Source organism: Shewanella atlantica, assembly GCF_003966265.1.
In the GTDB taxonomy this organism is placed as follows: domain Bacteria; phylum Pseudomonadota; class Gammaproteobacteria; order Enterobacterales; family Shewanellaceae; genus Shewanella; species Shewanella atlantica.
Genome location: NZ_RXNV01000007.1, coordinates 66,680 through 80,456, shown reverse-complemented (window position 1 = coordinate 80,456; position 13,777 = coordinate 66,680). Strand labels below are relative to the sequence as shown.

Genomic DNA, 13,777 nt, shown 5'->3' with positions numbered 1-13,777 from the left:
ATCATGGCTGATAAAAAACGCTGGTTACTTCACCCGGAGCAGGCTCCAACCCCTTTCCAACTCGCAATGATGATGCTTTCACTCTTGTCTGTCATTGTTGTTCTTGTTCTCAGCTTTGCTACTCTCGACTCAGAAACTAACCGACTCCTGCTCTTTGTAGATTTCAGTATCTGCATGATATTTTTGACCTACTTCTTTGTTAATTTGTTCAGAGCTGAGAATAAAATTGATTATATCAAACACAACTGGATAGATTTCGTTGCCAGCATTCCTGCGATAGAACCCCTGAGGCTCGCGAGGCTGTTTCAAATTTTACGAGTGATACGCCTGATCCGTATGACTCAGTCTTTAATCATTCCCATCATAAAACAGCGCAGACAAGCAACATTAGCCAGCCTGTTAGTGGCGATGGTCACCATACTTACCTTCGCATCGGTATTGATGCTGATCGTTGAGGCGGGCGTGCCTGACGCCAACATTCATACCGCAGAAGATGCTATATGGTGGACCTTAGTCACCATATCAACCGTGGGCTATGGCGATTACTACCCGGTGACGGCAGCCGGCCATGTGATCGGCGGCGTTGTCATTATTTGTGGCGTCAGCTTTTTCGGTGTTATTTCAGGTTATATGGCCTCTCTGTTTATCGCGCCGGATGAGTCAGAAAAACTCGAAACTCAAAGCGAGCAGATCCGCTGTGAGCTACATGAAGCACTGGCAAGAATGGAAGAGAATCAAGGCGTATTGATGAAACAGATTGAACAACTGAACCTAAAGTTAGAGGAGCGGCAAGACGATCCTAAGGTCTAATATCTACTCGGTGCACATAGATAGAAAGGGATAACAAAAGGGCGCATCGATACCCGCTGCGCCCCCTCATCATTAATACCGATGGGTATAAGTTAGCGCCAGTAAGGTTCATTCTTTAACGCCGAACGCCTGGAGTGCTCCATCGCAAAGAGCAGACTCTGCTCCTTATTCAACAACCAATCTGAAATATCGATATCACAGGCTTCACTCAACTCTGCCAGTTGCCGATATGCCGCTAATGTCCTTATCCCCAATACAAGATCCTGCCACGGGGCCCTGAACAGATCTCTGGCTTTTGTTGGATATAGAGCGCCGTATGCCACACCGACAAAAATACTCTCATCGAGGGCACGTGCAAAAGATTGGTACTCCTGACTATTGCGATCTTCGTCAGAGGGCATAAGTTTAACGATTTTCTGCCAGGAGGCTTCCTGCATCTTATCGGCAAATTCCTGCAACTCCAGCCTTCTATCTATGACCTTTTTTCCCGCCTGAAAGGCAAGCAGCAGATCAACCAAGGCTAACTGAAGGCCGCCATAGCAGGTATCATTCAACATATTGTCTATGTGCTCAGGAATCGATAACCCCTTCAATTGTGCCAAGGTCGCGGCCGTTAAGCGCTTTTCCTGAGGGAGTTTGGCGATCAGTAAACTGTTTTGATCTAAAATTTCGACCAGACTCAAACCTGTTTCAATAAAATCCAGATGCCCTTCGATGCTGTTGAATTTAGACAACAACGTATCATCAAGCAGATTAAATTGCGCCAGTGTACATCTGAGCAGACGAACGCATGCCCTAAGCCTGTAGCAAAGATGAGGAGCTTGTTCATCATCTTTGACACCGGATTCGAGAATCATAGCTTCGAGTAACTGCCAACGTTCGAGCCCCGTGCTCAACAGCGCGATAAAGGTGTGTTTCAGATCTTGCTCTGGTACTAATGCGATAAAATCTAACGCATCCAGGCTCAGAGGGCTCGCCTGAGCGGCTAAACGGTATCCCCTTTGTGCCTTACTCGCCTTACCTAAACGTACCGGGAGCTGCTCAGCAACCGATAACCCTAACTGAATAAGTGCCGATGTTTCACCTGCCATAAGTTCAAATTCGAGCTCACAAATAGGTTCCGATATCACCTGCCCTTCTCTTTTAACACTCACCTGACCAATATCCAGAGCTAGCTCAACTAAGCTATCGCCGACATATATGTGCCATATTCGCCTGACAAAATCCGTATTAAATAAACAGACCAACTCAGATTGCACTGATGGAATTTTAGACAGCTCAGGCCATATTTTTTCAGGAAATTTAGTGAGGTCAGGTGTATCTTGCTCGATAGAAACATTGAATTCCGGCCGGGAATGGATCCCACCGATCACACTGCCAGCTGTTTTTATTGTCTGCTCTCTTTCAGCATCACAACTTCTGACTCTAAGTCCCATATCCCATCTTCTGAGCTGAAGATCTGAGGTATCGAAATAACTATTGATGAGTTTCTTTACCCCCTTTCGCTCAGAGTGAGGTAAACTATCCAGCAAGTGAATCAAGGTTTCTTGTTGTTCTAATTGAAAAAATAATTTTAGTTCTATCTCGGCGTCCATTAGCCTGCAGCTCGCTCTTTCGTCAATGTTAGGAGCTGTGATGTCCACCTCTCCTAATGGTTGTCATTAAAGTTTAATTAAATTTTAATCAAAAAATCATCTATCGTGCACGGTGTAATATTACTGTCACAAACTCGCCGTAGGATGCGGTTTGCAGTTAAGATATAACTCGTTAGAATAAAAACTGTTAGTTTTAATGTAAAAACACAGTTTCAATACGCGGTCGCTTGGGTTAACATGCGCCCGCTTTTTCCAACAGTGGAATAACCTAAATAGGTACACGGCAATGCCAGTAAACTCTATTTTGGGCGTGTTTGCAAAATCGCCAATTAAGCCTCTACAAGAGCATATAGACAAAGTGCACGATTGTGCATCGATACTTATCCCATTTTTCGAGGCTACTGTAGCCGGAGATTGGGATAAAGCTGTTCAACTACGTAAGCAGATAAGCTATGCGGAAAGAGAAGCGGATTCACTAAAACGTGAAATACGTCTCACTCTTCCGGGCGGACTGTTTATGCCTGTCGAACGTACCGATCTGCTGGAGCTTCTAACCCAGCAAGATAAAATCGCTAACAAGGCAAAAGATATCTCAGGTCGAATCATCGGCCGTCAGCTTCTTGTTCCTGAAGCTATTCAAGACCCCTTCTCAGCTTACTTGCAACGCTGCCTCGATGCAGTAGCGCAGGCTAAACAAGCAATCAACGAGCTCGATGACCTGTTAGAAACTGGTTTCCGTGGTCGTGAAGTCGATCTAGTTGCAAAAATGATCGTCGAACTCGATAAAATCGAGGAAGATACGGATGATCTTCAAATCAAGATCCGTCGTCAGCTGTTCGCTATCGAAAACGATATGAACCCTATCGATGTGATGTTCCTCTATAAGATAATTGAGTGGGTTGGCGACTTGGCAGATCTTGCCGAGCGAGTAGGCTCCCGCTTAGAGCTAATGCTAGCTCGCGTCTAACAACAAAGTTATCAAGGTAACAACATGGTTGATGTATTAGTCACCAACGGCCCAATGCTTATTGCTATTGCGGCTGCTTTTGGTTTTTTAATGGCATGGGGTATTGGCGCCAATGACGTAGCCAATGCTATGGGAACCTCAGTAGGTTCAAATGCTATTACGATTAAACAAGCGATCATCATCGCGATGATTTTCGAATTTGCCGGTGCATATCTGGCAGGTGGTGAAGTAACCAGCACGATCCGTAAAGGAATTATCGATTCAGCATACTTTGTTGATTCGCCTGAATTGCTCGTATACGGCATGATATCGGCGCTGCTTGCGGCAGGTATCTGGCTGATTGCAGCTTCGGCACTAGGCTGGCCCGTATCTACAACTCACTCAATTATCGGCGCTATCGTTGGTTTTGCAGCGGTGGGTGTGGGCACAGATGCCGTTGAATGGGGTAAGGTTGCAGGTATTGTCGGCTCCTGGGTTGTCACACCGGCAATTTCAGGTTTTATCGCCTTCACCATATTCCAGAGTGTACAGAAGCTTATCTTCGATACTGAAGACCCACTGGAAAATGCTAAGCGTTACGTGCCTTTCTATATGGCGCTGGCGGGCTTTGTAATGTCACTGGTGACCATCAAGAAGGGTCTTAAGCATATCGGCCTGCACTTCAGCGGTTTTGAAGCCTATGCATTAGCCGTTGGCGTCGCTATCTTAGTCGGTATTGGCGGTATGATTGCCATCAAGCGACTTAAGATGAGTAAAAGCGCCGATCGTCAGACTCAGTTTGGCAACGTAGAGAAAGTCTTCGCAATCCTGATGGTTGTTACGGCTTGTTGTATGGCATTCGCTCACGGCTCAAACGATGTCGCTAACGCGATCGGTCCATTGGCCGCCGTCGTTTCAGTTGTAAACAGTGGCGGCGAGATTGGTGCTAAAGCTCCGCTTGTATGGTGGATCCTTCCACTGGGTGCCGTAGGTATCGTTATGGGTCTGGCTATCTTCGGTAAGCGAGTAATGAAGACCATAGGTAAGAACATCACTCACCTGACTCCAAGCCGTGGCTTCGCTGCCGAGCTTGCTGCAGCCTCTACCGTAGTTATTGCATCGGGTACCGGTCTTCCAATCTCTACGACTCAAACCTTAGTGGGTGCGGTTTTAGGTGTTGGTATGGCTCGCGGTATTGCTGCGATTAATATCGGTGTGGTCAGAAATATCGTCGTATCTTGGGTTATCACGCTTCCTGCGGGTGCAGCACTTTCAATCATGTTCTTCTTCATGATTAAAGGCATCTTTAACTAAGCTCAGTACTTAGCTTAGTTGGTAGCTCAATAAACAGAGTTCGACTAGTTAGTAAGAGAAAAGGAGGGAAGCCAAAAGGCTTCCCTTTTTGATTCTGTAATTTCTACCACTGAGCCAGATTCTCAAATGAGATCTCATCCTGAAGCCTTTTCATCGGCCTCAATACTATGGTTCATAACCCTGGCTTATAGCGATAAGCCCCCAACACTTTGACCCATAGGTATCATGTTCCCCCAACTAAACCTTACATCAAAGTCTTGCATCAAAGCCTTGCAAAAAGCCCTGCAAATCCCTAGCATGTGGCTATATTTCTTCGATGAGAATTCATAGTGTTAAGATTCTTTGCTTTAGTGGGACTGATGTTACTCTCTCCCAGCCTCTTGGCTGAAGGCCAACCCCGTTATATCTCAGACCAAGTATACCTCTATCTTCATGGTGGTCCCGGAACCCAATACCGTATTTTAGGCAGCATAGAAGCCGGCCAGGCAATCTCCCTACTGGGAGAGAAACAGGGAGATTACTCCAAGATCATCGACCATAAAGGCCGCGAAGGTTGGGTTGAAACTAAGATGATCAGCGCTAAGAAGAGCTTCCGTGAGCAATTGCCGGAAGTTCAAGCCGAACTGGACAAAACCAAGGCTGAACTCGAACAGGTTATCAACTCCAGCGACAGTAGCCTTCAAGAGCTTCGCACACTTAAGAGCCAACTCGCTCAGGCTGAAAAGTCTCTCGAACAGGCCAGCACAGAGCGTGATATCGCAACGGCTAAACTTGCCAGTATTGAAAAGAATGAGCGCTTCCAGATGTGGCAGGAGGGTGGAATTATCGCCGCTGCGGGTCTTTTGCTGGGTATTATCTTAGTCTATCTTCCAAGGCCCAGACGTAAACAAAAGAATCGCTGGTAATATCCATTACCTTAAATCCAGGATTCAAATCGTATTACCAAGAAAAGCCAGTGCTCTTAACGCGCTGGCTTTTTCTTTATAGCTGTTTCCAGGCCCCCCGGTGACGCCACATCACACACTCCGCCGACCAGACCAAACAAAGTTCACATACGCAATCACAATAGTGTCCCTCGTCACGTTTTGGTTGTATAATTGCGCGCGAAAGATGTCAGATTGTATACAAAAAATAACAAGCATCTTAATACACTTACCGAGGCCAGACTTCCCAGGCTAGGTTTCGGTAAGATTTTTCTTCAAGCAAACTGTCCCTTAACCGGCCCAGATGGAAGCGATTACTATGTTCAAAGCGAGTGAAGTTCTGACTGGTCACTATGACCAAGCTAATCTCGATGAGCTATTTACAGCCATCACCAATAACTACATTGTCGATGAAGATGAATATCTATCTGAACTTATCAAGCTCGTACCTTCGAGTGACGATGAAATCCAGCGTGTTACCAAGCGTGCCCATGATTTAGTAGCTAAAGTTCGCCAATATGATAAGAAAGGCTTAATGGTTGGCATCGATGCCTTCCTGCAGCAGTACAGCCTGGACACACAGGAAGGTATTATCCTTATGTGTCTGGCCGAAGCATTATTACGAATTCCAGACGGCGCTACGGCCGATGCACTTATCCAGGATAAACTTTCCGGGGCTAAGTGGGATGAGCATATGAGTAAGAGTGACTCGACGCTCGTCAACGCCTCTACCTGGGGCCTGATGCTGACAGGAAAAATCGTAACACTCGATAAAAATATCGACGGCAAGCCCAGCAATCTTCTCAACCGTCTGGTCAACCGAGTCGGTGAGCCCGTTATCCGCCAAGCTATGCTGGCGGCCATGAAAATAATGGGCAAACAGTTTGTTCTGGGCACAGACATCAAAGATGGTCTGAAAAACAGTGAAGCTAACCGAAAAATGGGTTATACCCACAGCTACGATATGCTGGGTGAGGCCGCACTGACCATGGTCGATGCCGACAAGTATTTCAGCGAATACTCTGCGGCAATCGCCGCCCTTGGTGCACAAATGTATGATGAGAGTAAGGCGCCACGCCCGACTATCTCCATCAAGCTTTCTGCATTGCACCCGAGGTATGAAGTTGCCAATGAAGATCGCGTGCTAACCGAGCTTTATGACTCCTTAATCAAGCTGATTAAAAAAGGGCGTGAACTCAATGTCGGCATCGCGATCGATGCCGAAGAGATGGACAGACTCGAGCTGCACCTGAAACTCTTCAAAAAACTCTACAACTCAGATGCAGCTAAAGGCTGGGGCCTTTTGGGTATCGTGGTACAGACCTATGCTAAACGTGGTCTTCCGGTGCTATGCTGGCTGACGCGTCTTGCCAAGGAGCAGGGCGATGAGATCCCGGTTCGTCTGGTTAAAGGTGCCTATTGGGACAGCGAACTCAAGTGGGCCCAGCAATCCGGAGAGGCGGGCTACCCACTGTTTACCAGAAAGGCCGGCACTGATGTCTCCTACCTTGCCTCGGCGCGATATGTCTTGTCTGATGCGACCCGCGGCGCCATCTATCCTGAATTCGCGACCCATAATGCACAATCGGTAGCCGCCATTATGGATATGGCCGGCGACCGCCGATTTGAATTCCAACGTCTGCATGGCATGGGACAGGAGCTATACGACACATTACTCGCCGAAAGTCCGGATACACGTATTCGTATTTATGCTCCGATTGGCGAGCACAAGGAACTTCTGCCGTATCTGGTGCGTCGCCTGCTTGAGAACGGGGCTAACACCTCGTTTGTTCATAAGCTGGTTGACCCTAATGTCGCCATAGACTCTCTGGTAGTTCACCCGATAAAAACACTTCAGAAGTATAAAACCCTATCTAATAATAAGATCGTTCAACCCGCCGATATCTTCGGCGAAGAGCGTAAAAACTCAAAGGGACTTAACATGAACATCATCTCTGAATCTGAGCCTTTCTTCGCCGCACTCGAAAAATTTAAAGACACTCAGTGGAACGTCGGCCCCTTGGTCAATGGTGAACTCTTAAGTGGTGAAACGAAAGAGGTCGTCAGCCCGTTCGATACAACTAAGTTAGTGGGTAAAGTCGCTTTCGCCAACAATCAAGCCATAGAGCAAGCCTTAGCGAGTGCCGATAATGCCTTCTCAAGCTGGTGCAACACACCGGTTGAAGTACGTGCCAATGCACTACAGAAGCTGGCAGATCTTCTCGAAGAGAATCGTGAAGAGCTGATCGCACTTTGTACCCGAGAGGCGGGTAAGAGCATTCAGGACGGTATCGATGAGGTCCGTGAGGCGGTCGATTTCTGTCGCTACTATGCCGTACAAGCTAAGAAGATGATGGCCAAGCCTGAACTGCTTCCTGGCCCGACTGGCGAGCTCAACGAGCTGTTCCTTCAAGGGCGCGGTATCTTCGTCTGTATCAGCCCGTGGAACTTCCCACTGGCCATCTTCATAGGTCAGGTCGCTGCGGCGCTCGCCGCAGGTAACACGGTCGTGGCAAAGCCTGCAGAGCAGACCTCTATTGTCGGTTTCCGCGCCGTTCAACTCGCTCATGAAGCGGGGATCCCGAAAGAGGTACTTCAGTTCCTTCCGGGGACGGGCGCGACAGTCGGTGCCGCTATCACTTCCGATGAGCGTATCGGCGGTGTCTGCTTCACCGGCTCGACGGGAACGGCTAAGCTGATTAACCGTACTCTGGCAAACCGTGAAGGCGCGATCATCCCGCTTATCGCCGAAACTGGCGGTCAAAATGCCATGGTCGTCGATTCCACATCTCAGCCTGAACAGGTTGTTCACGATGTAGTCGACTCATCATTTACCAGCGCCGGCCAACGTTGCTCGGCGCTACGGGTACTCTTCCTGCAGGAAGATATCGCAGACAGAGTTCTGGAAGTGATGAAGGGCGCCATGGATGAGCTTACGATTGGTGACCCAAGTTCGGTGAAAACCGATGTAGGCCCGGTGATAGACGCTACGGCGCAGGCTAACCTTAATGCCCATATCGATCATATCAAGCAAGTTGGTACTCTGCTGAAGCAGTTGGAATTACCTGCGGACACCCAAAATGGCCACTTCGTGGCGCCGACTGCAGTTGAGATCGATTCCATTAAGGTACTGGAGAAGGAGCATTTCGGTCCAATTCTGCACGTGATCCGCTACAAGGCCGCCGATCTGCATAAGGTGATCGATGAGATCAACAGCACCGGATTCGGTCTTACCCTTGGCATACACAGCCGCAACGAAGGCCATGCCCTCGAAGTGGCCAACAAGGTCAACGTAGGTAATGTCTACATCAACCGTAATCAGATCGGTGCCGTTGTTGGTGTTCAACCATTCGGTGGCCAAGGCCTGTCAGGTACGGGTCCTAAAGCTGGTGGGCCGCACTATCTGACGCGCTTTATCACAGAGAAAACCCGCACCAATAACATCACCGCCATTGGCGGGAATGCAACCTTGCTCTCACTGGGTGACAGTGAAGAGTAACCGCGTACTCTAAACACGCAATCTAAAAACCAGGCCAGAGTGCCTGGTTTTTTTATCTCTTCAATTTCTCTTGTTTAAATTCACAATAGCTATACTTGAACTATCTTTAAGCTTTGTTTTATCGAAGGAGAAATTAATGAGTGATGATATTCTGGACTTAGATGAAGTCAGTGAGATATTAAGTAAATCCCCGGCCACCATTAAGCGCTATGCCAGAGAAAACTTACTCACCAATATTGGTGAAGGTGATGAGCTCAAGTTTAAGAAAGATGAGGTGATGCGCTACCTGGAATTTTCTAAGCGTCTGGGATGATCACGAATAACGGGAGGCGTATCCCCCTCCCGCTCCGTACTAAAAGCTGATGTAACGATTAACTAACACTAGCCTAGCTTATGATGCAGACTCGCGTAGTAGTCATCAGTCGCTAACAGAGATTCATGGGTTCCTGAGGCGCTGATTTTCCCCTGCTCCATCAAATGGATCCTATCCATCTGCGCCATAGCCGTTAACCTGTGGCTTATCATTAACATGGTTTTATCGGCTGCAAACTCAAACAAGAGGGCCAAGATCTCCCGCTCAGTGCGTTTATCCAAGCCTTCAGTTGGCTCATCGAGTAGTAATAGGGGAGCATCGCGTAACAGGGCTCTGGCGACACCTATACGTCGTTGTTCTCCGCCAGAGAGCTGCCTTCCCCCCTCACCGATCCAGATATCGAGTGGTTTGTCGCCCTGAGTTAAGGTTGTCAATCCAACCTTATTTAACACCCGGATCAGCTTTTCATCATTCACCGCCTGAGCCTCACGCCTCTGGGCACGTGTAGCCAGTGGTTGAGCCGGTTTCTGAGCTAAGGTGAGGTTACTCCTTAATGTGCCGCTGAACAGATAGATCCTTTGACTGATAAGAGTGATCCCCTCCCTGAGGGAAGTTTCGCCAAACTCGGTAATATCCCGGCCATCGACACTGACACTACCCGATGTCGGCTGCCACTCTCTTGTTATCAGCGACAACAGGCTGGATTTTCCACAACCAGTCTGCCCCAGCAGTGCAACTTTCTCACCCGCCTTCACCGACAGTTCTATGCCTGTTAGAACAGTATGCTCGAACTGTTCACCTGAATTGTTATCCAAACTCGTGCTATTGGCTTGATAGCTGAAGAAGATATCTTTGAGCCCTAGCTCGCCCTTGGTGACCTTAGCGTCACTACCCGGATTAAACAGGATGTCGGGCTCCTGCTCCACCAGCTCATTGACTCGCTTAGCCGCTGTCACACAAGCAGAGAGATGTTGAAACGCCCCCGCGATGGGCATCAGCATCTCGATACAGGCCATGGTCATAAATACCATCATGGCGAGCATGGGTCCGGGAGGCACATGTTCTCCCACACCGGAAGCGGCCATATAGAGCATGATGATCACTGCAACACCGTGGCAGAAAATCAAACAAGCCTGACTCAAGGCGGTGACATTGGCCATCGCCGACTGGCTATTTAACATGGCGGTTTCGGCTTTAGAGAGCTCGGCTCTGAACCTGTCGCTTGCGCCGAACAGAGTGATCTCTGCTTGTCCCTGTATAAACTCCAGCAACTGCACCCTGAAGTGTCGTTTGGTCTCTAGCTGCGCTATGCCGGGCTGTCGCCCCAAGCGATAGAAGATGAAGGGAAGCAGCAACCAAACTGCCAATAAAATTCCGCATAAGGTCATGGCTAGCTGAGCATCGAACCAGGCCACAAACAGATACAAAGCCCCCAACATCAGCAAGGATGCAGCCATCGGAGTCAGTAGCCTCAGATAGAGATGATCTAAGGTATCGATATCTGCAACTAATCTGTTGAGCAGATCCCCTTGCCTTAACCCCTGCAGGTTCTTGGCACTCAAGGGGAGTAATTTACGCCAGGTCCAGCTTCTGAGCTGAGTCAGCAATCTGAAGGTCGCTTCGTGGGTCGCGAGACGTTCGCCATATCGACTCGCCGTGCGGGCAATAGAGAGGAATCGAACCCCACCAGCAGGGGTAAAATAATTAAACGTCTGAGCCGTCACCACAGTTAAGCCTGCAACTGCGGCGGCAGAGAGAAACCACCCCGACAGTGACAGCAAGCCGATCCCTGCCATCAGAGTCGTAATGCTAAGAAGCAAGCCGGTAAACATCATCAACCACTGATGTTTAAAAAGCTTTATAAAGGGAAGTAGAGCCTTCATTAGTTAAGCTCCTTCAGGTTAGTATACTCATCATTGCTCTCTTCCTGCATCTGCTTAAACAGCCCCTGACTCTGGTGTAACTCAGCAAAACTTCCTTGCTGTACTATGACTCCGGCGTCCAGCACTAAGATGGTATCCATCATATGTAGCTGATCCAGTCTGTGAGTCACCATCAGGCAAGCAGCCCCCGACATCGCCTCTCTCAATGCAACCTGCACCGCCTGCTCGCTGTGGCTATCCAGACTCGCCGTCGGCTCATCGAGAATATACATAGGTGCATCTTGTCCCAGTGCGCGAGCCAGAGCGATACGCTGCGCCTGTCCCACCGAGACGCCCGATGCCTGCTCGCCTATAGGGTGGTTTAGTCCATGGGTTTGACGTTCAACGAAATTCATCACCTTAGCCTTCTCCAGCAAGGCCATAACGGTTTCATCATCCATATCGGGATTGCTCATGGCAACATTGTCGCGAATGGTGCCATGAAACAGCTGAGGATCCTGCCCCAGCCACGCCAGATGGCGTCTCCATAGGCTTTTATCGAGCTCGTTAAGCTCGATGCCATTAATTTTAAGGCTGCCGCGATAGGGAAGAAAGCCCAGCAGCGTATTCAGCAGGCTGGTTTTACCGGCACCGCTTGGCCCCACGACGGCCATATGTTCACCCGCGCTCATATTGAAATCCACCGGCCCCAATAACTGAGTCCCATCTAGGCTGTCGACGTACAATGCGGAGGCCTTAATCGATACTCCAGCCTTGAAGCTCTCTGTATCGAACGTTCCGGGTTGCCCCTTAGCAAGCACAGAATCACATCCCACCTCAGCGCCGGGGTCGACTTCATGATTTAACAGCGCCATCAACTCTTCGGCGGCGCCAATCGCCTGAGCCTTGGCATGATAATGCGTGCCCATGTCTCGAAGCGGTTGATAAAATTCGGGGGCAAGGATCAGCACAAACAAGCCGGTAAACAGGGTTAGCCCCGCGCCATAATGGCCGAAATTAAGGTGATCCAGATAGCTGAAACCAAAGTAAACTGCGAGCACGGCAATGGAGACCGCGGCAAAAAACTCCAGCACGGCAGAGCTTAAGAATGCCAACCTGAGTACCGACATGGTCCGTTCACGAAACTCCTCGGATGCCGATTCGATAGCCTCACTCTCACCCTCGCCTCGATTAAACAGCTTGATGGTATTTAATCCCTTCATTCTATCCATGAAATGGCCGCTGAGCTTAGCCAGAGCACTGAAGTTCTTGCGGTTAGCATCGGCGGCGCCCATTCCGACCAGCGCCATAAACATGGGGATGAGTGGCGCCGTCAACAAGAGGATGAGTCCGGCAGCCCAGTTGATAGGAAAAACGACCACGAGTATGGTGAGCGGTATAAAGGCTGCCAAGATGATCTGCGGCAGGTAACGGGCGTAGAAGTCATGCAGATCTTCAACCTGTTCTAACACTATACTTGCCCAACTCCCCGCAGGTTTGCCTTTAATGAAGCAGGGGCCAAGCTCGGTCAGTTTGTCTAACACCGCACCACGGATATTAATCCTGAGCCGCCTTCCTGCTTCAAAGCTCACTCTCTCACGTCCATAGGCCAACGCCGCACGGATAAAGATGAGTCCCACCAAGCAATAGAACTGCATAGCAAACTGCTCTTTGGGCAGTTCCAGAATGATCAATCCATGCAAAATGGTGGCAATCAGGTAGGCTTGCACCACTAAAGATAAACCAGTCAACAGGCCGAATAACACGGTTAAATTCAGATAGAAACCACAGGCTTGTTTCTGCTGTTTCAACCAAGATGTCAGCACTTTTTCTAAGGGTTTGTCCATGCTTCTCCGGCAAGATAGCGAGTCATAGCTTTCGATAAGCTATTGGGAATTGAGAGATGGGACGCAGTATCGCAGGCATCGAAAGAGGAATAAAACGCCAGCCTCGTAAATGTTAACGGATTCACAAAAATTGAGCTAGATCAATAAAAGGGGGAACTAAAACCAAATACTCAATCCGAATAATAACTAGTCAGATAAGCAGTAGAGTTCCATAAAGTGAATAACAGGCAAAAAAAAGGCCGGGGAGCATCTGCTCTACCGGCCTGTTATGACTAGTTGATGACCCACAATCTGAGTCTCAGCGTTGCCGCTTATTTATCAGATGCGTAGTCGTCACTATCTTCATCGAAATCACTGTCATTGTCGCCATCGGCAACGTCGCGAGCATCACGCCATGCGTCAGCCGCTAACTCTTTAGCCGCAGTCGCTTCTGTACGCACTTCACGTTGCTTAGCTTTACGCTCATTTCGTTCCATCAACTTATCGAGGAATGATTTAAGCTCTTTCTCGCCCCAAGCTGTGGCTTCCGCTTCGGTTGCAAAACCGGTTTTTCTTTTCGAAACGATAGTCTTTCTCGCTGTCATACGACGAGTAATTTCAGCGGCCCACACATCTTTGTCTTGCACTATGCGGTAATCGAATTTCTTGGTTTGTGTCATGTTACTTAT

Annotated in this window: 10 protein-coding genes; 6 read left to right on the top strand and 4 right to left on the bottom strand. The window is 48.7% G+C overall.

Annotated features, from left to right (window positions below; translation table 11 throughout):
* Nucleotides 1-3: 3 nt before the first annotated feature.
* Nucleotides 4-810, top strand: a complete 807-nt coding sequence (locus EKG39_RS15290) for an ion transporter (protein ID WP_126506683.1) — start codon at nucleotides 4-6, stop codon at nucleotides 808-810.
* Nucleotides 811-902: 92 nt separating this feature from the next.
* Here the strand turns inward: EKG39_RS15290 and EKG39_RS15285 are convergent, their stop codons facing one another.
* A complete protein-coding gene (locus tag EKG39_RS15285; RefSeq protein WP_126506682.1) occupies nucleotides 903-2,405 on the bottom strand; it encodes a CYTH domain-containing protein in 1,503 nt (500 codons plus the stop codon).
* Between the two features lie 286 nt (nucleotides 2,406-2,691).
* Between EKG39_RS15285 and EKG39_RS15280 the strand changes: the two genes are divergently transcribed.
* From EKG39_RS15280 to EKG39_RS15260, 5 genes are all read left to right on the top strand, one after another.
* Nucleotides 2,692-3,372 (top strand): TIGR00153 family protein, encoded by a 681-nt coding sequence (locus EKG39_RS15280; RefSeq protein WP_126506680.1) that lies wholly within the window; start codon nucleotides 2,692-2,694, stop codon nucleotides 3,370-3,372.
* Nucleotides 3,373-3,396: 24 nt separating this feature from the next.
* On the top strand, nucleotides 3,397-4,665 hold the full coding sequence (locus tag EKG39_RS15275) for an inorganic phosphate transporter (protein ID WP_126506678.1): 1,269 nt from the start codon (nucleotides 3,397-3,399) through the stop codon (nucleotides 4,663-4,665).
* A 329-nt stretch (nucleotides 4,666-4,994) separates the two neighbouring features.
* On the top strand, nucleotides 4,995-5,570 hold the full coding sequence (locus EKG39_RS15270) for a TIGR04211 family SH3 domain-containing protein (protein WP_246028515.1): 576 nt from the start codon (nucleotides 4,995-4,997) through the stop codon (nucleotides 5,568-5,570).
* A 322-nt stretch (nucleotides 5,571-5,892) separates the two neighbouring features.
* Nucleotides 5,893-9,087: a bifunctional proline dehydrogenase/L-glutamate gamma-semialdehyde dehydrogenase PutA gene (gene putA, locus EKG39_RS15265; RefSeq protein WP_185817620.1), complete on the top strand. Its 3,195-nt coding sequence runs from the start codon at nucleotides 5,893-5,895 to the stop codon at nucleotides 9,085-9,087.
* Between the two features lie 136 nt (nucleotides 9,088-9,223).
* Nucleotides 9,224-9,400, top strand: coding sequence for a helix-turn-helix domain-containing protein (locus EKG39_RS15260; RefSeq protein WP_126506676.1), 177 nt, complete (start codon nucleotides 9,224-9,226; stop codon nucleotides 9,398-9,400).
* 68 nt (nucleotides 9,401-9,468) lie between these two features.
* Here the strand turns inward: EKG39_RS15260 and cydC are convergent, their stop codons facing one another.
* The 3 genes from cydC to EKG39_RS15245 form a co-directional block, all read right to left on the bottom strand.
* Nucleotides 9,469-11,283, bottom strand: coding sequence for a heme ABC transporter ATP-binding protein/permease CydC (gene cydC / locus EKG39_RS15255; protein ID WP_126506674.1), 1,815 nt, complete (start codon nucleotides 11,281-11,283; stop codon nucleotides 9,469-9,471).
* Nucleotides 11,283-13,109 carry a heme ABC transporter permease/ATP-binding protein CydD gene (gene cydD / locus EKG39_RS15250; protein WP_126506672.1) on the bottom strand — a complete coding sequence of 609 codons (1,827 nt, stop codon included), beginning with the start codon at nucleotides 13,107-13,109 and terminating at the stop codon, nucleotides 11,283-11,285. Before cydD ends, cydC begins: the two co-directional genes overlap by 1 nt.
* A 311-nt stretch (nucleotides 13,110-13,420) precedes the next feature.
* On the bottom strand, nucleotides 13,421-13,768 hold the full coding sequence (locus tag EKG39_RS15245) for a DUF3622 domain-containing protein (protein ID WP_126506670.1): 348 nt from the start codon (nucleotides 13,766-13,768) through the stop codon (nucleotides 13,421-13,423).
* Nucleotides 13,769-13,777 lie beyond the last annotated feature (9 nt).